Source organism: Burkholderia arboris (assembly GCF_038723655.1).
Taxonomy (GTDB): Bacteria; Pseudomonadota; Gammaproteobacteria; order Burkholderiales; family Burkholderiaceae; genus Burkholderia; species Burkholderia arboris.
This window is the reverse complement of record NZ_CP109821.1, coordinates 1,617,084-1,642,304: the sequence shown is the minus strand read 5'-3', so window position 1 is coordinate 1,642,304 and position 25,221 is coordinate 1,617,084. Positions and strand designations below refer to the sequence as shown.

Annotated in this window: 20 protein-coding genes; 5 read left to right on the top strand and 15 right to left on the bottom strand. The window is 65.2% G+C overall.

Annotation, left to right across the window (positions count from 1 at the left end; translation table 11 throughout):
• Positions 1 to 21: 21 nt before the first annotated feature.
• From OHZ10_RS07685 to OHZ10_RS07645, 9 genes are all read right to left on the bottom strand, one after another.
• On the bottom strand, positions 22 to 1,017 hold the full coding sequence (locus OHZ10_RS07685; RefSeq protein ID WP_342704186.1) for a type II secretion system F family protein: 996 nt from the start codon (positions 1,015 to 1,017) through the stop codon (positions 22 to 24).
• Positions 1,018 to 1,021: 4 nt separating this feature from the next.
• Positions 1,022 to 2,002, bottom strand: a complete 981-nt coding sequence (locus OHZ10_RS07680) for a type II secretion system F family protein (protein ID WP_342704185.1) — start codon at positions 2,000 to 2,002, stop codon at positions 1,022 to 1,024.
• A complete protein-coding gene (locus OHZ10_RS07675; protein WP_059234636.1) occupies positions 1,995 to 3,338 on the bottom strand; it encodes a CpaF family protein in 1,344 nt (447 codons plus the stop codon). The genes OHZ10_RS07680 and OHZ10_RS07675 overlap by 8 nt, the downstream gene beginning before the upstream one ends.
• A 3-nt stretch (positions 3,339 to 3,341) precedes the next feature.
• On the bottom strand, positions 3,342 to 4,580 hold the full coding sequence (locus OHZ10_RS07670) for a fimbrial protein (protein WP_256085920.1): 1,239 nt from the start codon (positions 4,578 to 4,580) through the stop codon (positions 3,342 to 3,344).
• A 75-nt stretch (positions 4,581 to 4,655) separates the two neighbouring features.
• The gene (locus OHZ10_RS07665; RefSeq protein WP_059234640.1) at positions 4,656 to 5,987 is read right to left on the bottom strand and encodes a type II and III secretion system protein family protein; all 1,332 of its coding nucleotides are present in this window, start codon (positions 5,985 to 5,987) and stop codon (positions 4,656 to 4,658) included.
• A 53-nt stretch (positions 5,988 to 6,040) separates the two neighbouring features.
• Positions 6,041 to 6,940 (bottom strand): Flp pilus assembly protein CpaB, encoded by a 900-nt coding sequence (cpaB, locus tag OHZ10_RS07660; RefSeq protein WP_342704182.1) that lies wholly within the window; start codon positions 6,938 to 6,940, stop codon positions 6,041 to 6,043.
• Between the two features lie 95 nt (positions 6,941 to 7,035).
• Positions 7,036 to 7,530, bottom strand: a complete 495-nt coding sequence (locus OHZ10_RS07655) for a TadE family protein (RefSeq protein ID WP_342704181.1) — start codon at positions 7,528 to 7,530, stop codon at positions 7,036 to 7,038.
• Positions 7,527 to 8,021 (bottom strand): A24 family peptidase, encoded by a 495-nt coding sequence (locus tag OHZ10_RS07650; protein ID WP_059234647.1) that lies wholly within the window; start codon positions 8,019 to 8,021, stop codon positions 7,527 to 7,529. Before OHZ10_RS07650 ends, OHZ10_RS07655 begins: the two co-directional genes overlap by 4 nt.
• An 86-nt stretch (positions 8,022 to 8,107) precedes the next feature.
• Positions 8,108 to 8,278 (bottom strand): Flp family type IVb pilin, encoded by a 171-nt coding sequence (locus tag OHZ10_RS07645; protein WP_059234649.1) that lies wholly within the window; start codon positions 8,276 to 8,278, stop codon positions 8,108 to 8,110.
• 676 nt (positions 8,279 to 8,954) lie between these two features.
• Here OHZ10_RS07645 and OHZ10_RS07640 point away from each other — a divergent pair.
• The 4 genes from OHZ10_RS07640 (at position 8,955) to OHZ10_RS07625 (ending at position 14,615) form a co-directional block, all read left to right on the top strand.
• Complete coding sequence (locus OHZ10_RS07640; protein WP_342704179.1) at positions 8,955 to 10,700, top strand: collagen-like triple helix repeat-containing protein; 1,746 nt, start codon at positions 8,955 to 8,957, stop codon at positions 10,698 to 10,700.
• Between the two features lie 40 nt (positions 10,701 to 10,740).
• Positions 10,741 to 12,156, top strand: a complete 1,416-nt coding sequence (locus OHZ10_RS07635) for a collagen-like triple helix repeat-containing protein (RefSeq protein WP_059234653.1) — start codon at positions 10,741 to 10,743, stop codon at positions 12,154 to 12,156.
• A 145-nt stretch (positions 12,157 to 12,301) separates the two neighbouring features.
• Complete coding sequence (locus OHZ10_RS07630) at positions 12,302 to 13,987, top strand: ShlB/FhaC/HecB family hemolysin secretion/activation protein (protein ID WP_059234656.1); 1,686 nt, start codon at positions 12,302 to 12,304, stop codon at positions 13,985 to 13,987.
• A gap of 166 nt (positions 13,988 to 14,153) precedes the next feature.
• A complete protein-coding gene (locus OHZ10_RS07625; protein ID WP_059234658.1) occupies positions 14,154 to 14,615 on the top strand; it encodes a DUF2147 domain-containing protein in 462 nt (153 codons plus the stop codon).
• 103 nt (positions 14,616 to 14,718) lie between these two features.
• Here the strand turns inward: OHZ10_RS07625 and OHZ10_RS07620 are convergent, their stop codons facing one another.
• The 6 genes from OHZ10_RS07620 to typA form a co-directional block, all read right to left on the bottom strand.
• Positions 14,719 to 15,129, bottom strand: a complete 411-nt coding sequence (locus OHZ10_RS07620) for a transposase (RefSeq protein ID WP_059234660.1) — start codon at positions 15,127 to 15,129, stop codon at positions 14,719 to 14,721.
• A gap of 144 nt (positions 15,130 to 15,273) precedes the next feature.
• Complete coding sequence (gene zapE, locus OHZ10_RS07615; RefSeq protein WP_059234662.1) at positions 15,274 to 16,371, bottom strand: cell division protein ZapE; 1,098 nt, start codon at positions 16,369 to 16,371, stop codon at positions 15,274 to 15,276.
• A gap of 98 nt (positions 16,372 to 16,469) precedes the next feature.
• Positions 16,470 to 17,900: a dihydrolipoyl dehydrogenase gene (gene lpdA, locus OHZ10_RS07610; RefSeq protein ID WP_059234664.1), complete on the bottom strand. Its 1,431-nt coding sequence runs from the start codon at positions 17,898 to 17,900 to the stop codon at positions 16,470 to 16,472.
• An 81-nt stretch (positions 17,901 to 17,981) separates the two neighbouring features.
• The gene (odhB, locus tag OHZ10_RS07605; RefSeq protein WP_059234666.1) at positions 17,982 to 19,256 is read right to left on the bottom strand and encodes a 2-oxoglutarate dehydrogenase complex dihydrolipoyllysine-residue succinyltransferase; all 1,275 of its coding nucleotides are present in this window, start codon (positions 19,254 to 19,256) and stop codon (positions 17,982 to 17,984) included.
• A gap of 135 nt (positions 19,257 to 19,391) precedes the next feature.
• Positions 19,392 to 22,256, bottom strand: coding sequence for a 2-oxoglutarate dehydrogenase E1 component (locus tag OHZ10_RS07600; RefSeq protein ID WP_059234668.1), 2,865 nt, complete (start codon positions 22,254 to 22,256; stop codon positions 19,392 to 19,394).
• A gap of 318 nt (positions 22,257 to 22,574) precedes the next feature.
• On the bottom strand, positions 22,575 to 24,401 hold the full coding sequence (gene typA, locus OHZ10_RS07595; protein WP_059234670.1) for a translational GTPase TypA: 1,827 nt from the start codon (positions 24,399 to 24,401) through the stop codon (positions 22,575 to 22,577).
• A gap of 327 nt (positions 24,402 to 24,728) precedes the next feature.
• On the opposite strand from typA, the gene OHZ10_RS07590 reads away from it, so the two are divergent.
• Positions 24,729 to 25,220 (top strand): MarR family winged helix-turn-helix transcriptional regulator, encoded by a 492-nt coding sequence (locus tag OHZ10_RS07590; protein ID WP_174991418.1) that lies wholly within the window; start codon positions 24,729 to 24,731, stop codon positions 25,218 to 25,220.
• Position 25,221 lies beyond the last annotated feature (1 nt).

The following is a 25,221-nucleotide window of genomic DNA, read 5'->3' as shown; positions in this document are numbered from 1 at the left end:
GCTCCTTCCCTTCATGCCGCATCAGCGCTGAATCGCAGCGAGCGCGGACAGCACGGTCATGATGCCGGGCCCCGCGGTCACGATCAGCAATGCCGGCAACAGCGTAATGATCATCACGCCGGTCATCTTCACCGTCAGGCGGCCGATCTGCTCGCGCAGCGTCGCACGACGCCCTTCGCGCAGACGGTCGCCGAACTGCTTCAGCGGCTCCTGTACCGCGCCGCCATGCTTGTCCACCTGAATCAGCAATCGCACGATCGCCCGCAGATCCTCGTTGTCGAAACTGTTCGTCAGGCGTTGCAGCGATTGCTCGCGCGTGCGTCCAGCCGCGAACTGCCGCTGCGCGACGCCGAGCTCCCACGACAGCACCGGCAGCATGGTCTGAAAATCGTGCGTGACGACCTGGATGCTCTGGTCGAGCGACAGGCCGACGCCCTGCAGCAGCCGCAACATGTCGACCAGCAGCGGCAACTCGGCCGCGATGCTCTGCCGGCGCGCGGTGGCGCGACGGCGCACGTAGATTTTCGGCAGCATGTAGCCGGTCACGAGCGAGACGGTGAGCCAGAGCGGCCAGCGCGTCCCGTGTCCGCGGCCGACCAGTATCAGCAAGGTGAGCGCCGGCAGCAGGGTCGCGCAGACGATGCGCGCACTGACGAACAGCGCGCGCGCACGAACGTCGACGAAGCCGCACTGTTCGAGCAACTGGCGATCCTCGTCGGCGATCAGGTAGCGGCTGAAGCCGGTCTCGAGCCACCGCATCCCGGCGTCTTCGAAGCGTGCGCGCAACCCCGCGAAACGGGGGCGCGACACTGGCGGCGGCGCCTCGCGCACCGGCTCTGCGGCGCCGGCGCGCGCGGCGGCCGCTTCGATGGCCGCGGTCCGGCGTTCGAGCGCGTTCACCAGCGCGCGCTCGGCACGCTGCACGAGCACGACGCGCACGATTGCGAGCGCGGCCAGCAGCAGCACGCCGACCGATCCGAGCACCAGCGCCAGTGCGCCTAAACGGTTTGCATCCATCGATTCACCTCAGCCGCGCGAGCCGGTACAGCCAGAAACCGCCCATCGCCTGCAGCGCGAACGCCAGATAGATCAGCTGACGCCCGGCATCGTCGTTCCACATCACCGTGAAATAGCGCGGGCTCGTGGCGATGACGAAGCTGCCGACCGCGATCGGCAACAGCGCCAGCACCCAGGCTGACAGCCGGGTCTCGGCCGACATCGCGGACAATTCGCGCTCCGCCTGCTCGAGATCGCGCATGAACGTCGACATCCGGTCGAGCATCACGTCCGCCCGCCCGCCGTAGCGGACCGACAGACGCAGCACCGCACCGACCAGTTCGAATTCGCGGATCCGGTACGTGTGCGCGATGTGCAGCATCGCGCGATCGATCTCGACGCCGGAGCGCAGCATCTGCGACACGTCGTCGAGGCAGCGGCGCAGCGGCATCTCGGCCGTCTGCAGCGCCGACTGGAACGCCGCGGGCACGCTGTTCCCGAGGGTCACGAGCCGCACGATCCCGTCGAGAAACGACGGCAACTGCCGGACGATCTTCAGGCGGCGCCGGCCGATGCGCGACGTGATCCACAGCACGACGAGCACCCCGCCCGCAACGATCGCAGCAACCGCGGCGAGCACCCCGCCGGCCACGCCGGCCCACAGCGCGAGCAGCGCAACGATCGCGACCGCCAGCACGAGGCCCGCGCGCACTTCGTCGAGGCCCGCGCGGTCGGACAACACGCTCCACGCTTCGAACACCGACGCACGCCAGCGCGCAAACCCTTGTGCCGGTTCCTGCGCATTCGCCGCACCGGCCGCCGTGGCACGCACGGTACGCGTGTCGCCCGCCGGGGCGGCGGTGCGCGCACCCTGTCCCACCTGGCTGTCGAAGAACCGTTGCGTATGCGCGCGCCCTTCCCGCACCTGGCTTCCGCGCCACAGCAGCAGCCCGGCCGCCGCGCAGATCAGCGCGAACATCAGCGCGAGCAAGGTGGCGCTAGACATTGAAGCCCCCGCCTCGCCCGAAGTTGCCGCCGAACCCGCCGCCGCTCGACACCAGCGTGTTGCGGAAACGTGCGAGCTTCGGCGAATGCGGATGAATGCCGAGCGATTCCCAGTGATCGATCTCGTCGCCCTCCGGCGTGACGCGCGCCTCGTAGCGATACAGTTCCTGCGTCGACACGATGTTGTCCGACATGCCGGTGACTTCGGTGATCGACAGGATCCGCCGGCGACCGTTGGACAGCCGGCCGATCTGGACGATGAAATCGATCGCATTGGCGATCTGCCGGCGCAGACTTGCTTCGGTACCCTGAAAACCGGCGAAGCCGGCCAGCATCTCGAGCCGGTACAGGCACTCGCGCGGCGAACTCGCGTGCACGGTGCCCATCGATCCGTCGTGACCGGTATTCATCGCCTGCAGCATTTCGAGCACTTCGCCGCCGCGCACTTCGCCGACGATGATCCGGTCCGGCCGCATCCGCAACGTGTTGCGCAGCAGGTCGCGAATCGACACGACGCCGCTGCCGTCGAACCCGCCGGGACGGCTCTCGAGCCGCACGACGTGCGGGTGATTCAGCGACAGTTCGGCCGTATCCTCGATCGTCACGACGCGTTCGGCCATCGGGATGTGGAACGCGAGCGCGTTCAGCAGCGACGTCTTGCCCGAGCTGGTGCCGCCCGACACGAGTACGTTGCAGCGCGCCTCGACCGCGGCCTCGAGCAGCCGGCCGATTTCCTCGTTGTAGGTACCGTTGCCCAGCAGGTCCTCGGGCTTCAGCGGATCCTTGCGGAACTTCCGGATCGACACGACGGGGCCGTCGATCGACAGCGGCTCGATCACGACGTTGACACGCCCGCCGTCGGGCAGCCGTGCGTCGACCATCGGATTCGATTCGTCGAGCCGCCGGCCGACCGGCGCGAGAATCCGTCGCACGATCCGCAGCAGGTGCGCGTTGTCGGTAAAGCGGATCGGCAGCTTCGACAGGATCCCGTGCCGCGACACGTAGATGTCGTTGTAGCCGTTGATCAGGATGTCCTCGACGTGCGGGTCCGCCAGCAGGTCCTCGATCGGCCCGAAGCCGGCCAACTCCTTCGTCAGCGCCTCGGCAACCGCACGCACCTCGCTCTCGTTGAGCGGGATCCGCCGCAGCCGCACGAAGCTGTCGATCTCGAGATCGACGAACTGGTTGATCGCCTGCCGCGACCAGCGGCCGAATTCGGCACCCAGCTCCTCGATCCGCGTGAGCAGATGCTCGTGTGCGGCATTCTTGATGTCGTGGAACTGTTGCGTTTGCGAGAACGGCGCTGCGCCGTCGGCAAATTGAATGTCGTGTGCCATCGCTTACGACCGCTTCGTAGAGGATTGAATGATTCGCCTGAGCGCCGAGAGGCCGCCGGCCGCACGCTGCGCCGCTCCCGGCGCCGGCGCGCCCGCGAGGCGCTCGACCAGCGGCCCGAGCGCGCGGACGTACGGATCGCGCTCCGCGACCTCGGCAATCAGCTTGCCCTGGTTCGCCGCATGCCCGATCGACACGCGCCGCGACGGCAGCGTCGCGACCAGCGACAGTTCCAGCCGTTCGGCGATCTGCGCGGGCAACAGCCCGAGCTCGGCGTCGAACTGGTTGACCACGAGCCGGATCCGTTCGGTCGCGGCGCCTGCCTCGCGCAGCCCGTCCAGCATCTCGACGGCCGATATGATCGATGCCACCCCCTGGTCGCACACGAGCCACGCTTCGTCCGCCAGGTTCACGACCTGCGCGATGAATTCGCGATTCGGGAAGCCGCCGAGGTCGACGATCTGGTGATCGAAGAACGCACGCAGCCGGTTCAGCAACGCCGCGCACGACGCCGTCGCCACCTCGCGCAGCTCGGCGAGGTTCGGCGGCAGCGTCGTCAGTGCGACGCCGCTCGAATGGCGCGCGAGCGCGGTCGTCACGAACGTGCGGTCGATCCGGCGCAGGTTGCGCACGGCTTCGACGAAATGGAATTCGCAGCGCGTATTCAGGAACAACGCGCCGTCGCCGGCCGGCAACCCGAGATCGAGGAGCGCCGCCGTGTGCGCGGGATCGGCGGGCCGCCGCTGCATCAGCACCGACAGGTTCGCGGCGAGCGTGCTCACGCCCATCCCGGCGCGCGCGCCGAGCAACGCGGTGACCTTGCCGTGACGGTTCACCGGCTCGTCGACGTTGTCGAGCAACACGCGTGTGATCCGCAGCGCCTCGTCGGCCGGGGCGGAAAAATCGACGAAATCGCGCACCCCCGCGCGCAGCGCGGCAAGCGCGCCTTCCGGTTGCGCGAGCGAGCCCAGCGCGACCACCGGCACGCCCGGATGCGACACGCGCACCGCCGCGACCACCGTGCTCGCGGCCACGCAATCACTCGAAAAATCGATGAATACCAGTGCCGGGTTCAACACGCCGATACGCTGCGACAGCGCCGCGCCGTCGAGCGGCGCACCCTCGACCGCGCCGGCGGAAAGCAGCGACTGCGACAGCCAATGCACGTGCTCCGCAAGCGAGGATGCGCATACGAAGTGGTCGGTGACGGCGGGCTCAGCCAAAGAATAGGTTCTCGCATTCATCTTGGATACTCCCAATGAAGCAAGGCATCGCGTTGTGCGCGACGGCCTGCGCTGTCCCGTAACGATTCGGCGCGCTCATTTCGAGAACCCCGGTCCTGCATCCGGCGATGCCATGCCGCCCAGGTAGGAACGCCACACCGGACCGTCGCGTTGCTCGGACAGCTCGCCCGGCGTTGCCGGCAGCGGCGCGCCCTGCGCGATCGGTGCAACGAGATGCGGCGTCACGATGATCACGAGCTCCTTGTCGTTCTGCTGGTAGCTCAGATTCTTGAAGAACGCGCCGATGATGGGCAGATCGCCCAGGAACGGCACCTTGTTGACGTTGGACGTGGTCTCGCGGTCGATCAGGCCGCCGATCACGAAGCTTTCGCCGTCGCCGAGCTCGACCGTCGTGTCCGCGCGCCGCGTCGTCAGCGCAGGCACCTGGACGCTGTTGATCGTGATCGAATGCACGAAGTCGAGCTGGCTCGACTCGGGCGCGACCTTCAGCGCGATCCGCCGCGGGCTCAGCACGGTCGGCGTGACCGTGAGCCCGACGCCGTAGGGTTTCCACTCGATCGAGATCGTGCCGAGCGATTGCGGCACCGGCACCGGAATTTCCCCGCCCGCGAGGAAGTTCGCGCTCTGGCCGGACAACGCGACAAGCGTGGGCTGCGCGAGCACGCGGGCCAGATTGTTCGCCTCGAGAATCGACAGGTCTGCGAACAACCCGTGCGACACCGAATTGACGACGAGGTTGAACGCCGACGAAATCGGCACGCTCGTGTTGTAGGTGAGCGAACCGCCCGGCGTACCGGTAATCGATGTCAGCCCCGTCGGCGCGAATGCGCCGAACGAGAAGCCGTTGCTCTGCTTGAAGAAGTTGAGGCCCGCCTGCTTCAGCACCGAACGGCTGAATTCGACGACGCGCACGTCGACCTGCACGACGTTCTTGCCGGAGATCGTCGACGCATCGACGGTCGTCGCGTCCTTGCCGCCGACCGACTTCGCCGCATGAACCGCCCGCTGGTGCCCTTCGAGCGTCCCGGACGCGCCGCCGATCACCGTCGTGCCCCCGTACGTATTCACGCTCGGCGATCCGCTGTCGAGCAGCGCCCGCGCCGCGCCGCTCGTGACGTTCACGTTGTAGACGGTCGGTTCGTCGCGGCCGCGCTCCCAGATCATCACGTTCGTCGCGCCGGCGTTCTTCGCGATCAGCAGCACGCCGCCGCGCCCGCCCTTCACGACGAGCACGTCGGCGACCGACGGATCGCCGACCGCAACCCGTTGCAGCGTACGCCCCGTCGCAAGCTGCCGTTGTGCGCCGATCGCCAGGCTGATCGTCCCGCTCGTGTCGGCCGCGTCCGACAGCGGCGGCATCGCCAGCGCGCTCAATGCAATAGCCAATCCAATCAGTTTCTTTTTCATTGTTTTGGAGGCATCGGTCCGCCCCCCTTCTCTGGTTGTCGTCTTCGTCCCGCTCAATAGGCGACCGTTTCGGCCCGCCCACCCCGAATCACTTCGATGCCGCCGCCGCCCGGATGCCGCGTGACCACCCGCGGCGGCGCACGCGGCGCCGGGCTCGTCGCGCTCTTCGACAGATCGCCCAGCATCACGCCGGCGGCTGCAAGCGCCGACGGGGTCTTGTCGTCGCCGGCACGAACCGCGACGGTCTGCGCCGCGATATCGTCGTCGCGCGGGTTACGCAGCGCGAGCACGAGCCGGCCGCTCTGCTCGGCGAGCGTCAGCGCGTCAACCTGTGCGGTCGGCACGGCCAGCACCGCGGTCCGCATCCCGACCACCGAGCCGTTCGAGCTGTCCCGCTCGGTCGTGGCATCGCCGAACGACAGCACGCGAACCTTCGACATCAGCAGCCGTGCCTGCGTATTCGCGATCTCGGCCGTCGACGTTCCGCCGATCGCCACGCCGGTCCCGTCGCGCTTCAGGTTCAGGAACACGTCGACATAGTTGCCGGGCCGTACGCGGTTGCCGACCGCGTTGGTCTCGTCGACCTTGATCGCGACGGCGCGCTCTCCCGGGGCGATCTGCTCGGCAAGCCCGGACGACAATGCGCTGGCGACGACGGCCGCCTGCGCGGGAATGTCGGCTGCCGGAATGCGGCCGACCAGTTGCAGCGGATCGGCAAACGCCCCTTGCGGCGCGGCGGCCGACTGCTGCACCTTCAGCGCATCGGCCGGGATCGGCTGGCCGGCCTGCAACGGCCGTGTCGCCACGACGACCGGTACGCTTTGCGTCGCGACCGTCGCCGCAACCGGCGCGACGTCGGCCGGCTTGCGGCCGAGCATCCATGCATAGACGCCGAGCAGGACCGCGATCGCGATCAGCAAGCCGGCAATGATCTTGGTCAGGTTGTTGGCCATGGTGTTGTTATGTTTCCCCGCTACTCACGATTGAATTCTCCGCGCAACCTTGCCGGCCGGGCGCCCTCCACCCGGCACGACGCGATCGCTGCCGTTTATATGATGTTGACCGGGCTGATCTGCACCATCGCGGTTCCGGTGAGTGTCGACGGCACCGGCAACAGCGCACCGAGCAGCGGGAACGACGGGATCAGCGGGTTCTGCGAATATGGGTAGGTCAGCGTGATCTGCACGCACAGCATCGTCGCGTCGTACGAACAGGTGCCTTGCTGCGTCGGCGTGCACGTCGATCCTTTCAGCCACGTGGTCAGGTTCGTTGCGGCCGTGCAGGCGGCCTGGGCCCGCGCCGCAAGCGCAGCCTGCTGTGCCGCCTGCACCGATGCGGCCGCTCCGACCTGCTGATAGTTCAGCGCGGCGCGCGCGCCCTCCGTTGCCGCCAGCGTCAGGTTTTGCTGCGCGGCGAAGATCATCCCGTACGTGACGATCGCGTACAGGATCAGGAAGAACACCGGCAGCATCAGTGCAAATTCGATGGCCGTCGCGCCACGCTCGCGACGCCGCCAGCCCGACACGGGACGAACGGCCGTCATTGCATCCCCCCGGTGGCGATCCGGTACAGGCACCACAGTGCTGCCGGAATCACGAGAAACGCGGCATACGGCGACGCCCGGAACCCGGCGATCTCCATCGTCGGAGCATGCCGCTGCCACAACGCGGATACCGGCGTACGGGTGGCGAAGACCAGCGTACCGGCATGCGCGAATGCAAGCAGGCTCGCCACGATCCAGAGCCACAGCAGCGCATGCGGGCCGCACCACGCGCCCAATACCGCGAATACCTTGACATCTGCGGCGCCCATGACGCGCAGCACGAAAAACGGAAAAAGGCTGACAAAGCCGATCAGTACGCCAATGAGCGCCTGATTCACGGAAATGCCGAATGGATTATGTCCGGAGAGCAGAAATGCAGATACGAATCCACCGATCACCAGTGAATTCGGTATACGCCTATGACGGATGTCCTCGAGCGCGACAAGCACCGCCCACGCGAGGAAAACCCCGACGCCAGTTAGCAGGATCATTTACGCCCCGAGCGGCAAAACTTACCGCGCGGATTGCCGAAGCAATCCGCGCCCCTAACAACAGGGAGTGAGCAAAAGCCCGTTCGTTATGCCTTCGGCAGCTGGTTCGCGATGTAGGAGAACGCCCCCGAGATACCGCCCGTCAACGTGCCAACGGCAGTGACGAGGGCAACGGCGACCAGCCCGGCGATGAGTCCGTACTCGACTGCGGTAACCCCGTTTTCTTCTTTAAGGAAACGCTTGATGATTGCTTTCATTTTATTCCTCGTGCCTGTATTTACGTTTTTTGGCCTTTTATACGTATACGTCCCCGCATATCCGGCCCTTGCCCCGAGCCGTTCGCTACATCTGCTGTAACGACAGTCGGGTGCGCTTTCTTTATAGGTCGCCCCGAAGGGCATGGCTCACAATTTGATGCAAGTTAACATTCGCGATAGTGACCCTCCTCGAACGTTGTGTACCGAACCGTACATTTCCTTACATCTGCTCCGGATTCTATATCCGATCCTATTTAAGTTCCAACCTCTTTAGCGACTCTGTCGGAAAAAAATCTTCAGGAGCACAACGTATTTGTACGGCGTTTCGGTACGACTTACACATAGGATTTACGATAGGTTAGATGTGCACGCCTAATCCACCAGTAAAACAATTGCCTCGTCCACCAAGCCTGCATGGGCCCCACGTTACGCCGCACGCGTAACGCCAATGTTGTGACGTTACGTTACGAAACGGCCGAAACCGTTCTCATTCGTCTGCACTTAAACAGATTCAACAATCTTTCAATTTCCATAACTTCCTTTTCCGACAAGGAATTGCCTCGTTTAAAACCTGTTGTCGAACCGTCGGGCATCGGAATGGCACGACTGTTGCAGAGTAGTCCTCGCACCACTCAACACAACGCAGTTCACAACACATCTTTAATGCGAGGACAAAATGGACATTAAGGTTATCCCTCATGGCGTGTTCCGGACGACTCTGATCGCGGCCACCGTTGCAGCCATGCTTTCCCTCTCCGCGTGCGGCGGTTCCGGCTCCATCAGCCAAGGTCTCGGCGGCGGCTCGAGCTCGGGCGGCGGCGATTCGATCTCCACGTCGGGCGGCAACTCGTCCGGCACGAGCGGTACCTCGGGGACGAGCGGCACGTCGGGCACCAGCGGCACCTCGGGTACGAGCGGTACCTCCGGCACCTCGGGCACGAGCGGCACCTCCGGCACCTCCGGCACCAGCGGTACCTCCGGCACGAGCGGTACGTCCGGCACCTCGGGTGTGTCGTCGAACCCAGTGGGAAATGTCCTCGCAAACAGCAGCAATATCGTCACGGGTGTCGGCAGCACCGTCTCGGGTCTCGGCTCCGTCATCGGCAGCCAGAGCCTGCCTGGCGTCAACCCGGCCACCACGCAAGCCGCCGGCGGCATCGTGCAGAACGTGGGCGGCGCCGTCACCGCGCTGGGCAACGGTCTCGGCAACGGTCTCGGCCAGCTTGGCGCAACGAAGGATCCGCTCGGCACCACGCTCGCCAGCACGGGCGGCGTGGTCAATCAGCTGGGCGGCGCAGTTACGCAAACGGGCAACCTGGTCACGAGCCTCGGCAGCGGCCCGCTGTCGCCGCTCGCCCCGGTCACGGGTGCCGTCGGCGGCCTCGTGTCGACGCTCGGCGGCGCCGTCGCGAACGGCGGCAACACGCTCACCAACGCACTGTCGACCGGCCCGATCCAGCAAGTCACGCAAACCGTCAGCTCGGCCATCACGCCGATCACGACGATGGTCGGCCAGACGACCCAGACGATCGGCTCGGCGACCGGCCTCGGCGCGCCGGTCAACACGCTGCTCGGCACGATCGGCAACGGTCTGAACCAGGCCGGCGCGCTGCTCGCATCGACGGGCGGCAACCCGGTCACCACGGGCCTCGGCAACACCGTCTCGTCGACGGGCAACACCGTGAAGGCCGTCGGCGGCCTGCTCACCGGTGGCACCGGCGGCGTGACCAACCCGCTCGCCCCGCTCACGGGCCTCGTCTCCACGGTCACGGGCGCACTCGGCGGCGCAACGGGTGGCGGCAGCGGCCCGCTCGCACCAGTCACCGGCCTCGTCTCGACCGTGACCGGCGCACTCGGCGGCGCGGCAGGCGGCAGCGGCGGCCCGCTTGCCCCGGTCACGGGCCTCGTCTCGACGGTTACCGGCGCACTCGGCGGTGCAGCAGGCGGCAGCGGCGGCCCGCTCGCCCCGGTCACGGGCCTCGTCTCGACGGTCACTGGTGCACTCGGCGGCGCGGCAGGCGGCAGCGGCGGCCCGCTCGCTCCGGTCACGGGCCTCGTCTCGACGGTCACCGGTGCACTCGGCGGCGCGGCAGGCGGCAGCGGCGGCCCGCTCGCTCCGGTCACGGGCCTCGTCTCGACGGTCACCGGCGCACTCGGCGGCGCAACGGGCGGCACGAGCGGCGGTCCGCTCGCACCGGTCACGGGCCTCCTCGGCGCAGTCACGGGCGCACTCGGTGGCGCAGGCGGCGGCAGCCCGCTCGCCCCGGTGACGAACGCGGTATCCACGGTCACGAGCGCGGTCGGCGCACCCGCACTGAGCGGCGGCACGGGCGCCGTCACGAACGCGGGCTCGTCGTCGAATCCGCTCGCGCCTGTCACGTCGCTGATCGGCGGCCTGCTCGGCGGCACGCACGGCAAGTAATCCGGTATCCATTCATCGACAAGACAGCGAGGAGTCCATCATGTCCCAGCAACGTTCAATCACGACGGTCGCCCTGCGCCAGTGGCGCGTGCCCCTCACCGCCTTCGCCGCAGCCTGCCTGCTGGCCGCCTGCGGCGGTGGCGGCGTGAGCTCGCCGCCGGCCAGCAGCAACAACAACAATCCGAGCACGAGCGGTACGCCCAGCACGAGCGGCACCAGCGGCTCGCCGACCGGCACCAAGGGTGTCGTCAGCACGGTCGGCCAGACGGCCACCGACCTCGGCAGCACGGTCGGCAACATCAGCCTGCCCGGCCTCGGCGACGGCGTGACGAAGGGCGTCGGCAGCACGCTCTCCAGCACCGGCACGATCGTCGGCGCGGCGGCCGATGCCGTCAGCAACGGGCTGGGACAGATCGGCTCGACGAAGGATCCGGTCGGCACGACGGTTGCCGGTCTCGGCAACGTGGTCGGCGCGACGAGCAACACGGTGTCCGGCCTGAGCTCGACGGTCAAGGCGCTGGGTACGGGCCCGCTCGCCCCGCTCGCACCGGTCACGACCCCGGTCGGCACCGTGCTCGATACGGTTGCCAACGGCCTGACGGCCGCCGGTACGACGATCGGTTCCACGCTGTCGTCCGGTGCCGTGCAGCAGGTCACGCAACCGATCAGCTCGGCGATCACGCCGCTCGTGATCACCGCCGGCCAGGTCACCCAGCAGGTCGGCACGACGACCGGCCTCGGCCAACCCGTCTCGGGCCTGCTCGGCCAGATCGGCGGCGCGATCAGCTCGGCCGGCAAGCAGGTCGGCGGCACGTCGAGCCAGCCGCTCGTCGGCGACGTCGGTCAGCTCGTGACCGCGGTCGGCAACACCGTGACCAACGCGGGTGGCCTCGTCAACCCGAACGGCCCGAACGGTGCCGCGCCGATCCCCGGCCTGATCACGAGCCTCGTCGGCGGCTCGACGGCGACCGTCCAGAACGGCACGTCGTCGGGTTCCGGCTCGACGAACCCGCTCGGCGGCCTGCTGTCGGGTCTGGGTTCCACGCCGCTCGGCTCGCTCACGGGCGCCCTCGGCGGTGCAACGGGCGGCTCGGGCAGCGGCCCGCTCGCACCGGTCACGGGCCTCGTCTCGACGGTCACGGGTGCACTGAGCGGCGCGGCAGGCGGCAACGGCGGCCCGCTCGCCCCCGTCACGAATCTCGTGTCGACGGTCACGGGCACGCTGGGTGGCGCAACGGGTGGCGCAGGCAGTGCAAACCCTCTCGCGCCGGTCACCGGATTGCTGAATACTGTCACCGGAGCAGTGGGCGGTGCATCCGGGGGCTCGAGCCCGCTCGCGCCGGTCACGTCGCTGGTCGGCAGCGTCACGGGTACCGCATCGTCGGGCGGCGGTTCGACGGGCCTGCTGGCACCGGTAACGGGGTTGCTGGGTACGCTGGGTAGCGTTGGCAAGTAAGGAGGACGGTCGCACTATCGCAGCCGGAGCGGATGGCGCGGCCGTACACACACAACCGGCATGGCGGCACGCGGCGCGCGACACCTGGGTGTCGCGCGCCGGCATTACAAAGAAGACACAAAAGCAAGGCCTACGAGGAAGAACAATGAAATCCAGACTCGACAGATGGATGATGCTGCTCGTCATCGCGGCGGCAGGCACGGCACAGGCACAAACGCGCGTCGGCGGTAACCCGCTCGACTCCCTTCCCCAGATCAACGCACCGAAGACAGGCCCGAACGTCACCGTACAGGTCGCACCGCAAGCGCCGCAGTTGCAGGAGCTGCTGTCGCGTCACCTGACGCCGAAGACGTTCCAGGTCGAAGGCGTGAAGTCGATTCCGTTCGAGGAAATCACGCGCCGCTTCACGCCCCTCGTCGGCAAGGACATCACGATCGGCGAACTGATCGAAACCGCCAACGGCGTGACGAAGCTGTACCAGGAGCGCGGCTTCGCGCTGTCGTTCGCGTTCGTTCCCGCGCAGACGTTCGAGAACGGCGTCGTGCGCATCACGGTTGTCGAAGGCTACGTGTCGGATGTGAAGGTCACCGGCAAGCCCGGCGCGATGGAATCGAAGATTCGTGCGATTGCCGCGCATATCACGGCCGACCGCCCGCTGCGCCGCGCGACGTTCGAGCGCTACGTGAACACGTTCGGCCTGCTGCCCGGCCTCACGGTGAAGGCGAATGTCCCGCCGCCGCAAACCACCGACGGCGCCACGACGCTCGATCTTGCGGTCGACCGCAAGCCGTTCAACGTCAGCACCGGGATCGACTTCAACCACCCGGGCGTCCAGGGCCTCATCACCGCGACCGAAAACGGCCTCACGTCGTTCGGCGAGCAGTTGAGCATCTCCGCGCTCGCGCCGCCGGGACGCGACAAGCAGACCTACTTCGCGTTCAGCGGCGCGGTGCCCGTCGGCAGCAACGGCCTGATCACGCGCCTCGATGCCAGTACGTATCGCGGCAAGCCGACCAACAACCCGGGGTTGCCGTCATCTGTCGAGCGTACCGTGAAGAACGAGAAGCTCGGTCTTTCGGCATCCTACCCAATACTGCTGAACAACCAACGCAGCTTGCTCGGCACGGTATCGGGCTACGCAGCGCATAACGAAGACCGCTATCAAAGCCAGATCAACGGCAATACGCTCGACAACCGGTCTCAAGTCCGCGTGCTGCAACTGCAACTCGACTACACCAGTGTCGAACCGAAGCAGGTGCGAAAACTGAGCGTCAACGTGGCCAAGGCGTTCGACATCCTCGGTGCCTCGAAATCACAGACCGGCCTGGTTAACGGCGTGGGGGTCACGTATGCCGATCCGACTTCGCTGACCTTCGTCCGCACCGGCGCGACTGTCACGCAAACCAACGAATGGCCGTTCCGGATCGGCACGTCGGTTTCGCTGACCGGCCAATACAGCCCCGACTCGCTGCCGACGTCCGAACAGATCTCATTCGGCTCGACGCGCTACGCGCTCGGCTATCAGCCTGGCGAAGCGTCGGGTGACTCTGGCTGGGGGATGTCGCTGGAGGTCAACCGCGGCTTCACGCCGGGCTGGACGTATCTGAAATCGATCACGCCGTACGTCGCGTACGACATGGCGCGCGTATACCTGCACTCGGGTACGCCGTCACCGAACCGCATGTCGTCGGTCGGCATCGGTGTGCGGTTTTCCGACAGCCGCTTCTACAGTCTCGACCTGAACGTCGCGAAGCCGATCGGCGATGCGCCGGTCGAAAGCGCATCGCGCAGCCCACGCATCAACGCCGCATTCTCGTATCAGCTCAACTGATCGGTCACCCGACAGCCCGCGCCACGCGGGCTGTTTCGATTAGAGTCCCCTCTATCAAACGTGGCGCGCGGTTTCACGTATTCTGGCGAAGCTCGCAACATGCCCGCCCCATGCAGACGGTCGTGCGGGCGAATCGAACACGACATGCAAAACAAGGAGGATGACAATGATTCAACTGACCCGCCCGTTGCGTGCAATCGCCATCGCCGGCGCCCTGCTCGCGTGCGCAGCCCCCACGTTCGCACAAGCCGACAATCCCATCGGCATGTGGCAGACGATCGACGACAACACCCACCAGCCGAAGGCACTCGTGCAGATCGCGGAAGACGGCGACGGCGCGCTGACGGGCAAGGTCGTCAAGGGCCTCGGCGCGAACGATACGCCCGATCGCCGCTGTACCGCCTGCACGGACGAGCGCAAGGATCAGCTCATCAAGGGCATGACGATCATCAAGGCGATGAAGAAGGAAGGCGACCACTGGGACGGCGGCAACATTCTCGACCCGGAAAACGGCAAGGTCTACAAGTGCAAGATGACGCTTGAAGACGGCGGCCAGAAGCTCGTGGTGCGCGGTTATATCGGCGTATCGCTGCTCGGCCGCTCGCAGACCTGGGTTCGCCAGCAATAACGCAGCACGCGCCGACTCGCGCGGCTCAATGAAAAAATCGGCCTGCGACGAAGTCGTCAGGCCGATTTTCTTTGGGTGCGGACGCAACGGAAACCGATCAGCATCACGCAGCATGCTTCAGCGAATCGGGCGGATAGTCGCCGGGGGAGCGATACGCGGGTGCCGCGTTGCTACGCGCCTCGGCCGCCTTCGATTGCGCGTGCTTGCGCATCCGCGCGGACAATTCGTTGCACAGATTCATGCCGGCATCGCCATAAAGCGCACGCATCACATTCATCAGCGTGCCCGTGTCGTGCCAGACCTTGAAGCGGCGATGGCATGTCTGATACGACGGGTAACGGCGCGGTATGGCCGACCATGTTGCGCCGCTGTAGATCACCCAGAGCACGCCGTTCAGCACGCCCCGCGTATTGGCTAACGGACGGCCGCGCAACTCGGTGCGCGGCTGCATTTCGGGCAGAAGCGGCGCAACGCAGCGCCACTCGTGGTCGGTCAGATCGCGATACGGTGTCATGGACATCTCCAGCCTTAGTAACCATGACACAACGATATCGGCTCACCTCAACGATGAATATAAGACAAATCCGAAAATACCCCGAGATTGCGTGAATTTGACCGGAATTGACGTTTGAATCCCGTCAATTGCCAGAAAGCGCAATCAGGTCAGCGACGTATCGACGATGCGACGCGGCGTTTCGATATATTCCTTCGACTGCATCTCGACGATGCGCGACACCGTGCGCGCGAATTCGTTGGCCATCGGACCCTCGATGTACAACTGCTCCGCCGGCACCGCCGCGGACATCAGCAGCTTGACCTTGTGGTCGTACAGCACGTCGATGAGCCACGTGAAGCGGCGCGCCTCGGACGCCATCCGCGGCGACATCTGCGGCACCTCGGACAACACGATTGCGTGGAAACGGCTCGCCAGTTCGAGATAGTCGTTCTGCGAACGCGGGCCGCCGCACAGCGTCGCGAAGTCGAACCAGACCACGCCGTCCGCCTTGCGCAGCGCCTTCAGCTCGCGCTTCTCGATATGCAGGATCGGGCTTTCGTCGGGCACCGCGGCGAGCTTGCCGAACGCGTGACGCAGTTCGCGATCCGCATCCGCGCCGAGCGGCGTGTGATACATCTTCACCTGCGCGAGCGTGCGCTGGCGATAATCGACGCCCGCGTCGACGTTCAGCACGTCGAGCCGGTCCTTGATCAGCGCGATCGCCGGCAGCATGCGGTCGCGATGCAGGCCGTCCGGGTACAGGTCGTCGGGATCGTAGTTGGACGTCATCACGAACTGCACGCCGTTGTTGAACAGGCGGTCGAGCAGACGGTACAGGATCATCGCGTCCGCAATGTCCGACACGTGGAATTCGTCGAAGCAGATCAGGCGGTAGCGCTTCGCGATGCGCCGCGCGAGTTCGTCGAGCGGATCGGCCTGCCCTTTCAGTTCCTCGAGTTCGCGGTGCACTTCACGCATGAACTCGTGGAAATGCAGGCGCGTCTTGCGCTGCACGGGCACCACTGCGTAGAAGCTGTCCATCAGGAAGCTCTTGCCGCGGCCGACCCCGCCCCACATGTACACGCCGCGCGGGAGATCCGGATGATTGATGAGCTTCTTGAACGCGTTCGAGCGGCGCGCCTTGTATTCGACCCATTCGTCGAAACAGCGCTGCAGGCGATCGACGGCCGCACGCTGAGCGGGATCGGATTGATAGCCGCGCGTGGTCAGTTCGCGCGCGTAGTATTCGGTGACGTTCATCGGGCAAACCAGAAAGAACGAAGGCGAGCGGGAAACCCCGCCCGCCTTCGTCATGAGACGGCTGCGCCGGCCGATGGCCGGCAGGCGCTAGTCCGTGCTCAGCTGTTCAGCGAGCGCTTGTCGACGGCGAGCGCCGCTTCGCGCATCACTTCCGACATCGACGGGTGCGGATGGCAGATGCGGGCGATGTCTTCCGACGCCGCCTTGAATTCCATCGCCACCACGGCTTCCGCGATCAGGTCCGACGCGTTCGCGGCGATCACGTGCACGCCGAGCAGTTCGTCGGTCTTCGCATCGGCGATCATCTTCACGAAGCCGTCCGGTGCGTTCATGCCGAGCGCGCGGCCGTTGATCGAGAACGGGAACTTGCCCGTCTTGATCTCGCGGCCTTCCGCCTTCAGCTGCTGCTCCGTCTTGCCGACCCATGCGATTTCCGGGTACGTGTAGATCACCCACGGAATGCAGTTGTAGTCGATGTGCGGCTTCTGGCCGTCGATCACTTCCGCGACCAGCACGCCTTCGTCTTCCGCCTTGTGCGCGAGCATCGGGCCACGCACCACGTCGCCGATCGCGTACACGTTCGGCACCGCCGTACGGCAGTGGTCGTCGACGTCGATGAAGCCGCGCTCGTTCGCCTTCAGGCCGATTGCCTCGAGACCGAGGTTGTCGGTGTTCGGCACGCGGCCGACCGACACGATCAGGCGGTCGGCGTCGAGCGTCTGCGCGTTGCCGTCCTTGTCCGTGTAGGCGATCGACACACCGTTCGCGGTCGCCTTCACTTCGCCGATCTTCACGCCGAGATTGATGTCGAGGCCCTGCTTCTTGAACAGCTTGGCCGCTTCCTTCGCGAGCGCTTCGTCCGCTGCGCCGAGGAATGCCGGCAGCGCCTCGAGCACCGTCACTTCGGCACCGAGACGGCGCCACACCGAGCCGAGCTCGAGGCCGATCACGCCTGCGCCGATCACGGCGAGCTTCTTCGGCACCGAGTCGAACGTCAGCGCACCTTCGTTGTCCGACACGATCTTGTTGTCGACCGGGACGCCCGGCAGGTGACGCGCCTTCGAACCCGTCGCGATGATCACGTTCTTCGCGGTGACGACTTCGGTTTCACCTTCGCCGCTCACTTCGATCTGCACGCCGGCATCGGTCTTGCCGGTGAACTTGCCATGGCCCTTCAGCCAGGTGATCTTGTTCTTCTTGAACAGGAACTCGATCCCGCTCGTCATCTTCTCGACGATCGCATCCTTGCGGCCGAGCATCTTCGCGACGTCGATCTTCACGCCGTCGACCGTGATGCCGTGGTCGGCCAGGTGATGCGACGTGTTCTCGAACTCTTCCGACGATGCGAGCAGCGCCTTCGACGGAATGCAGCCGACGTTCAGGCACGTGCCGCCGAGCTTCAGCGCGCCGGCCGGGTTCTTCCACTTCTCGATACAGGCAACGGTCTTGCCGAGCTGCGCGGCGCGGATCGCGGCGATGTAGCCGCCGGGGCCGGCACCGATCACGACGACGTCAAATTCCTTGGACATGACAATCCTTTCTACTTGTACGTCCGCAGGTTCGCGCGCGTGCGCGAACCTGCGGAACGGGTCAATGCAGTGAGACTCGGCTTACAGGTCGAGCAGCAGACGTGCCGGATCTTCCAGCGCATCCTTCATCGCGACGAGCGACAGCACGGCTTCGCGGCCGTCGATGATGCGGTGGTCGTACGACAGCGCGAGGTAGTTGATCGGGCGGATCACGATCTGGCCGTTCTCGACAACCGGGCGCTCCTTCGTCGCGTGCACGCCGAGGATGGCCGACTGCGGCGGGTTGATGATCGGGGTCGACAGCATCGAGCCGAACACGCCGCCGTTCGAGATCGAGAACGTACCGCCCGTCATTTCCTCGATCGACAGCTTGCCGTCCTTCGCCTTCTGGCCGAATTCGGCGATCTTCTTTTCGATCTCGGCGAGGCTCAGCTGATCCGCGTTGCGCAGGATCGGCACGACGAGGCCGCGCGGCGAGCCGACAGCGATACCGATGTCGAAGTAGCCGTGGTAGACGATGTCGTTACCGTCGATCGACGCGTTCACGAGCGGGAACTTCTTCAGCGCGTGCACGGCCGCCTTCACGAAGAACGACATGAAGCCGAGCTTCACGCCGTGTTCCTTCTCGAACTTGTCCTTGTACTTCGAGCGCAGGTCCATGACCGGCTGCATGTTGACTTCGTTGAACGTCGTCAGGATCGCGTTGGTCTGCTGCGATTCGAGCAGACGCTCGGCGATACGCGCACGCAGACGCGACATCGGCACGCGCTGTTCCGGACGGTCGTTCAGCCAGGTCGTTGCCGACGCAGGCACCTTCACTTCCGGCAGCGACGGCTTCGCGGCAGCGGCCTTGGCCGGTGCGGCGGCCGGAGCGGCCTTCGGTGCGCTGCCTGCGGACAGTGCGTCGCCCTTCGTGACGCGGCCGTCGCGGCCCGAACCTGCGACGTCGCCCGCCGACAGGCCCTTCTCGGCCAGCAGCTTCGAGGCAGCCGGCGATGCGGTTGCCGACGATGCCGTTGCGGCGGCCGGCTGTGCGGCCGGTGCGGCGGCAGCAGGCGCTGCGGCCGGCTTGACTTCGGCGGCGCCAGCCGCTGCTTCGGCAGCACCTGCCTTCGCTTCGGTGTCGATCGTCGCGATCAGCTGATCGGCAACCACGGTGTCACCGTCGTTCTGCAGCACTTGCGCGAGCACGCCCGCTGCCGGTGCCGGCACTTCGAGCACGACCTTGTCGGTCTCGAGTTCGATCAGGATTTCGTCCTGCGCGACTGCTTCGCCCGGCTTCTTCTTCCACTGCAGCATGGTCGCTTCCGAAACCGACTCCGAAAGCTGGGGGACTTTGACTTCTACGATAGCCATGTGATTTTCCTGGATGCTTAATCTGGGTAATGACGAGGTTCGTGCGATTCCTTCGGCCGGTGCGGCGCGCCACGCGCCCGGCAGGCCAAAAGAGACGGGAAAGCGCCGCGCGCCTTCCCGTTTCGCTTCCGTCGGTTATTTCGCGATCGATCCGCTCTTCAGGCGGCCGAAAGCACCTTCGATCAGGGCCTTCTGCTGCTCGTAGTGCTTCGCGTAGTAGCCAACCGCCGGCGAGGCCGAAGCCGGACGGCCGCTGTATGCCAGCTTCTGCCCTTCCTTCATGCCTTCCTTCAGATGGTGCTCGACGTAGAACCAGGGGCCCTGGTTCTGCGGCTCGTCCTGCACCCAGACCACTTCAGTCGCGTTCTCGTACTTCTTCATTTCGGCTTCGAACTGCTTGTGCGCGAACGGATACAGCTGCTCGATACGAATGATCGCGACGTCGTTCGCCTTCGCTTCGCGGCGATGCGCGACGAGGTCGTAATACACGCGGCCCGAGCACGCCAGCACGCGCTTGACCTTCTTCGCGTCGATGCCGCCGTCGGTTTCGCCCAGCACCGGCTGGAACGAACCCTTCGCCAGTTCCGACAGGTCCGACACCGCTTCCTTGTGACGCAGCAACGACTTCGGCGTTGCGACGATCAGCGGCTTGCGGAACAGGCGGATCATCTGGCGGCGCAGCAGGTGGAAAATCTGCGCCGGCGTCGTCGGCTGAACGACCTGCATGTTGTGATCTGCACACAGCTGCAGGAAACGCTCGATACGCGTCGACGAGTGTTCCGGACCTTGCCCTTCATAGCCGTGCGGCAGCAGCATCGTGAGACCCGACACGCGGCCCCACTTCACTTCGCCCGACGAGATGAACTGGTCGATCACGACCTGCGCGCCGTTGACGAAGTCGCCGAACTGCGCTTCCCACAGCACGAGCGTGTTCGGCTCGGCGGTCGAGTAACCGTATTCGAAGCCCAGCACCGCCTCTTCCGACAGCACCGAGTCGATCACCGTGAACTTCGCCTGGCCTTCGGCGATGTTCTGCAGCGGCACGTACGTACCGTCGTTCCAGCGCTCGCGGTTCTGGTCGTGCAGCACCGCGTGACGGTGCGTGAACGTGCCGCGGCCCGAGTCCTGGCCCGTCAGGCGCACCGAGTAGCCCGATGCGACGAGCGACGCGAATGCGAGGTGTTCGCCCATGCCCCAGTCGAGCGGCTGGTCGCCGCGCGCCATGTTGCGGCGGTCGTTGATCACGCGCTCGACGAGCGGGTGAACCTTGAAGTTTTCCGGGACCGTCGTGATGCGTTCGCCGAGGCGCTTCAGTTCGGCGAGCGGCACGGCCGTATCGGCTGCATCCGTCCACTTGCGGTTCAGGAACGGAACCCAGTCGACTGCGTACTTGCTCTTGTAGTTCGACAGGACCGGGTCGACCGTGTGGTGACCGTCGTCCATCGCCTTGCGGTACGCCTTCACGTAGTTGTCGGCGTCTTCCGCGGTGATCACGCCCTGCTGCACGAGCTTCTCGGCGTACAGCGCACGGGTGCCCGGGTGCTGCGCGATCTTCTTGTACATCAGCGGCTGCGTGACGGCCGGCGTGTCCTGCTCGTTGTGACCCAGCTTGCGGAAGCAGACGATGTCGATCACGACATCCTTGTGGAACTGCATCCGGTAGTCGATCGCGATCTGGATCGCGAGCACGACAGCTTCCGGATCGTCACCGTTCACGTGCAGCACCGGCGCTTCGATCATCTTGACCACGTCGGTACAGTACAGCGTCGAGCGCGCATCGCGCGGGTCCGACGTCGTGAAGCCGATCTGGTTGTTGATGACGATGTGCAGCGTGCCGTGCGTGCCGTAACCGCGCGTCTGCGCGAGGTTCAGCGTTTCCATCACGACGCCCTGGCCAGCGAAGGCCGCGTCGCCGTGGATCTGCACCGGCAGCACCTGCAGGCCGTCTTCGTCGCCGCGACGGTCCATCCGCGCCTTCGCCGAACCTTCGACCACCGGGTTCACGATTTCGAGGTGCGACGGGTTGAACGCGAGCGACAGGTGGACCGGGCCGCCTTCCGTCGACACGTCCGACGAGAAGCCCTTGTGGTACTTCACGTCACCGGCCGGCAGGTCGTCGACGTGCTTGCCTTCGAATTCGGCGAACAGGTCGGCCGGCATCTTGCCCAGCGTGTTGACCAGCACGTTCAGACGGCCGCGGTGGGCCATGCCGATGATGATTTCCTGCACGCCGCTCTTGCCCGCGTGCTGGACGACTTCGTCCATCGCCGCGATGAAGCTTTCGCCGCCTTCGAGCGAGAAGCGCTTCTGGCCGACGTACTTGGTGTGCAGGTAGCGTTCGAGACCTTCCGACGCCGTCAGGCGATTCAGGATGTGCTTCTTCTTGTCGGACGAGAATGCCGGCGTCGCACGGGTCGACTCCAGGCGCTCCTGCCACCAGCGCTTCTGCTCCGGATCGCTGATGTACATGTACTCGGCGCCGATCGTGCCGCAATACGTGTCGCGCAGACCCTTGACGATGTCACGCAGCGAAGCCTGGTCGAAACCGAAGTACAGGTTGCTTGCGCTGTACGTCTGGTCGAGGTCGCCTTCGGAGAAGTCGTAGAACGCGGGTTCGAGTTCGGGAATGGCGGGACGTTCGCGACGCTTCAGGGGGTCGAGATTGGCCCATTGCGAGCCGAGGAAGCGATAGGCGCTGATGAGCGACTGAACATGGACCTGCTTGCGCGCGGTCGCGAGGTTGCTCGTGCTTTCGCGCGGGATGAAGGCATTGGCCTTCGCACGCTCGGCGAACGATTCGACGATCGGGAAATGAGCGACGTCATTGGCACTCGAGCCGTCCGTTGCAGGCACATTCTGCAGCGCGTCGAAATACTCTCGCCAATTCTCCGGCACCGACGCCGGATTGTTGAGGTATGCATCGTACAGTTCTTCAACGTACGAAGCATTGCCGCCGAACAGATAGGAGTTCAGCTGAAACTGCTTCATTACATCTGACATTTTACGCTCACCTTTCTTCGAGCTTCTCGAGAAATAGCGGGTTACTCAACCTTCCGCGACACGGCCTGACCGTTTAGCGGATTGCGAATCAAGTCTTGCTTGGAAGGACCTAAAACTTGCGTGCGCGCAGCATATCACAGAACCGATACCGGAGTTCACGGCGAAATGTGCCTGAAAGCACCGCGCGACGGGGTTTTGCCGGATTGCCACGACCTGCGGGAACAGTGTTTTGCAGGTCATCCGGTTGCACATCGCGCAGGTGCAAAAAAGGCTGCCCGAAGGCAGCCTTTTCCGTGATGCAGCGAACGGTCGAAATGCTTAGTCGACCGCGCCTTCGCGGCTCGCGCGGCGACGCTCGTGCTCCTTCAGGAAGCGCTTGCGCAGGCGGATCGACTGCGGCGTCACTTCCACGAGCTCGTCGTCGTCGATGAATTCGACCGCGTATTCCAGCGACATCTGGACCGGCGGCACGAGACGCACGGCTTCGTCGGTACCCGAAGCACGCACGTTGGTCAGCTGCTTGCCCTTGATCGGGTTCACGACGAGGTCGTTGTCGCGGCTGTGGATGCCGATGATCATGCCCTCGTACAGCGCATCGCCCGGCTTCACGAACATGCGGCCGCGATCCTGCAGCTTCCACAGGGCGTAGGCCACCGCTGCGCCGTCGTCCTGCGAGATCAGCACGCCGTTGCGGCGCTCGAAGACCGAACCGTCCTTGACCGGTGCGTACGAATCGAAGATGTGGCTCATCAGGCCCGTGCCGCGCGTGAGCGTCAGGAATTCGCTCTGGAAGCCGATCAGGCCACGTGCCGAGATCTTATATTCCAGACGCGTACGGCCACGGCCGTCCGACGCCATGTCGAGCATTTCGCCCTTGCGGCGACCCAACTCTTCCATCACGCCGCCCTGGTGTTCGTCTTCGAGGTCGACGGTCAGCAGCTCGAACGGCTCGTGACGCACGCCGTCGATTTCCTGCATCACGACGCGCGGACGCGACACGGCCAGCTCGTAGCCTTCGCGACGCATGTTCTCGACGAGAATCGTCAGGTGCAGCTCGCCGCGACCCGACACTTCGAACACCGTTTCGTCGCCCGTATCCTTCACGCGCAGCGCGACGTTGTGGTTCAGCTCCTTCATCAGGCGGTCGCGGATCTGGCGGCTCGTCACGAACTTGCCTTCGCGGCCCGCGAGCGGCGACGAGTTGACGAGGAAGTTCATCGTCAGCGTCGGTTCGTCGACGGTGATCATCGGCAGCGCTTCCGGCGTGTCGATCGCGCAGATCGTCGCGCCGATGCCGACGTCTTCAATACCGTTGATCAGCACGATGTCGCCCGCTTCGGCCGACTCGACCTGCACGCGCTCGAGGCCCTTGAACGACAGCACCTGGTTGATCTTGCGGTTCAGCACGTCGCCTTCCGGGCCGAAGCGCATCACGACCGGCTGGCCCGGCTTGATGCGGCCGCGCGTGATACGGCCGACGCCGATCCGGCCGACGTACGTCGAATAGTCGAGCGACGTGATCTGGAGCTGCAGCGGCGCTTCCGGATCGGCCGGGCGAACCGGCACGTGCTCGAGGATCGCCTCGAACAGCGGGCGCATGTCGCCATCGCGCGCAGCCGGGTCGAGCGACGCATAGCCGTTCAGGCCCGACGCGTAGACGATCGGGAAGTCGAGCTGCTCTTCGGTCGCACCGAGCTTGTCGAACAGGTCGAACGTCTGGTTGATCACCCAGTCGATACGCGCGCCCGGGCGGTCGATCTTGTTGACGACGACGATCGGCTTCAGGCCGAGCGCCAGCGCCTTCTTCGTGACGAAGCGCGTCTGCGGCATCGGGCCTTCGACCGCGTCGACCAGCAGCAGCACCGAGTCGACCATCGACAGCACGCGCTCGACTTCACCGCCGAAGTCCGCGTGCCCCGGGGTGTCGACGATGTTGACGTGCGTGCCTTCGTATTCGACCGCGCAGTTCTTCGCGAGAATCGTGATCCCGCGTTCCTTTTCGATGTCGTTCGAGTCCATCACACGCTCGGCGACTTGCTGGTTGTCGCGGAAGGTGCCGGACTGGCGAAGCAGTTGGTCGACGAGCGTCGTCTTGCCGTGGTCGACGTGAGCGATGATGGCGATATTGCGAAGGGCGCGGGTCATAGAAACCTGGAAATCGTTTGAACGCGCAAACGCGCCCGCTCGTTTTCACGGGCGCGCGCTGTTGCAGCTTGGAAAGCCACAAATTATAGCACGTGAGAATGTCGAGAGCTGACCGACACGATGTAACGTGCCAAGACGGACTGCTCCGCCCTCCCCCGAAACCGGCAACCCATCCGGCCCCGCCGCCCGCAGCGGCGCCAAAAACCTTATCGAGACAAGGGATTCTCGAGCGACGAAGCACGCCCTTTGCCGTTCGATTAACATTTGCCGCGGCAAGCAATTGTGCCTATACTGCTGCCTAGTCAACTATTGCAGCTTCAGGGTTTTATGTCGGATTCTCCTACCCAACCGCCCGTTTCGCCACTGTCCACGTATCAGATGAACGACAGCGTCGGTTATCTGATGTCGCGCGTGAAGTCGGTGATGACCAACCTCGTCACGCAACGCACGCAGGAAGAGCTCGGCATCACGGGCACGCAGGCGAGCATGCTGTTCATGATCGCGGTCGGCAAGTGCTCGACGGCCGCCGAACTCGCCCGCGAATACGGGATCGACGCAAGCGCGGTCACGCGCCTGCTCGACCGGGTCGAGAAACGCGGCTTGCTGTCCCGCGTCCGCAGTATCGAGGACCGGCGCGTCGTGCGCCTCGAACTCACCGACGAAGGCCGTGCGCTTGCCGAACGGCTGCCGCCGATTTTCCGCAGCGTGCTCGATCAGGTGCTGGACGGGTTTACGCCGGAAGAAGTCGGGTTCCTGAAGAGCATGTTGCGCCGCATTCTCAGCAACTATTGCGAGACGGCTGGCGCCAGCATCGCGTAAT

Excerpts from the sequence above, each read along its gene's own strand:
- OHZ10_RS07645 (WP_059234649.1), bottom strand. The coding sequence starts at position 8,278 with ATGAAAGCAATCATCAAGCGTTTCCTTAAAGAAGAAAACGGGGTTACC.
- OHZ10_RS07590 (WP_174991418.1), top strand. The coding sequence starts at position 24,729 with ATGTCGGATTCTCCTACCCAACCGCCCGTTTCGCCACTGTCCACGTAT.
- OHZ10_RS07655 (WP_342704181.1), bottom strand. The coding sequence starts at position 7,530 with ATGACGGCCGTTCGTCCCGTGTCGGGCTGGCGGCGTCGCGAGCGTGGC.
- OHZ10_RS07640 (WP_342704179.1), top strand. The coding sequence starts at position 8,955 with ATGGACATTAAGGTTATCCCTCATGGCGTGTTCCGGACGACTCTGATC.
- odhB (WP_059234666.1), bottom strand. The coding sequence starts at position 19,256 with ATGGCTATCGTAGAAGTCAAAGTCCCCCAGCTTTCGGAGTCGGTTTCG.
- OHZ10_RS07680 (WP_342704185.1), bottom strand. The coding sequence starts at position 2,002 with ATGTCTAGCGCCACCTTGCTCGCGCTGATGTTCGCGCTGATCTGCGCG.
- OHZ10_RS07650 (WP_059234647.1), bottom strand. The coding sequence starts at position 8,021 with ATGATCCTGCTAACTGGCGTCGGGGTTTTCCTCGCGTGGGCGGTGCTT.
- lpdA (WP_059234664.1), bottom strand. The coding sequence starts at position 17,900 with ATGTCCAAGGAATTTGACGTCGTCGTGATCGGTGCCGGCCCCGGCGGC.
- cpaB (WP_342704182.1), bottom strand. The coding sequence starts at position 6,940 with ATGGCCAACAACCTGACCAAGATCATTGCCGGCTTGCTGATCGCGATC.
- OHZ10_RS07635 (WP_059234653.1), top strand. The coding sequence starts at position 10,741 with ATGTCCCAGCAACGTTCAATCACGACGGTCGCCCTGCGCCAGTGGCGC.
- OHZ10_RS07670 (WP_256085920.1), bottom strand. The coding sequence starts at position 4,580 with ATGAATGCGAGAACCTATTCTTTGGCTGAGCCCGCCGTCACCGACCAC.
- OHZ10_RS07600 (WP_059234668.1), bottom strand. The coding sequence starts at position 22,256 with ATGTCAGATGTAATGAAGCAGTTTCAGCTGAACTCCTATCTGTTCGGC.
- OHZ10_RS07675 (WP_059234636.1), bottom strand. The coding sequence starts at position 3,338 with ATGGCACACGACATTCAATTTGCCGACGGCGCAGCGCCGTTCTCGCAA.
- OHZ10_RS07630 (WP_059234656.1), top strand. The coding sequence starts at position 12,302 with ATGAAATCCAGACTCGACAGATGGATGATGCTGCTCGTCATCGCGGCG.
- typA (WP_059234670.1), bottom strand. The coding sequence starts at position 24,401 with ATGACCCGCGCCCTTCGCAATATCGCCATCATCGCTCACGTCGACCAC.
- OHZ10_RS07625 (WP_059234658.1), top strand. The coding sequence starts at position 14,154 with ATGATTCAACTGACCCGCCCGTTGCGTGCAATCGCCATCGCCGGCGCC.
- OHZ10_RS07620 (WP_059234660.1), bottom strand. The coding sequence starts at position 15,129 with ATGACACCGTATCGCGATCTGACCGACCACGAGTGGCGCTGCGTTGCG.
- OHZ10_RS07685 (WP_342704186.1), bottom strand. The coding sequence starts at position 1,017 with ATGGATGCAAACCGTTTAGGCGCACTGGCGCTGGTGCTCGGATCGGTC.
- OHZ10_RS07665 (WP_059234640.1), bottom strand. The coding sequence starts at position 5,987 with ATGAAAAAGAAACTGATTGGATTGGCTATTGCATTGAGCGCGCTGGCG.
- zapE (WP_059234662.1), bottom strand. The coding sequence starts at position 16,371 with ATGAACGTCACCGAATACTACGCGCGCGAACTGACCACGCGCGGCTAT.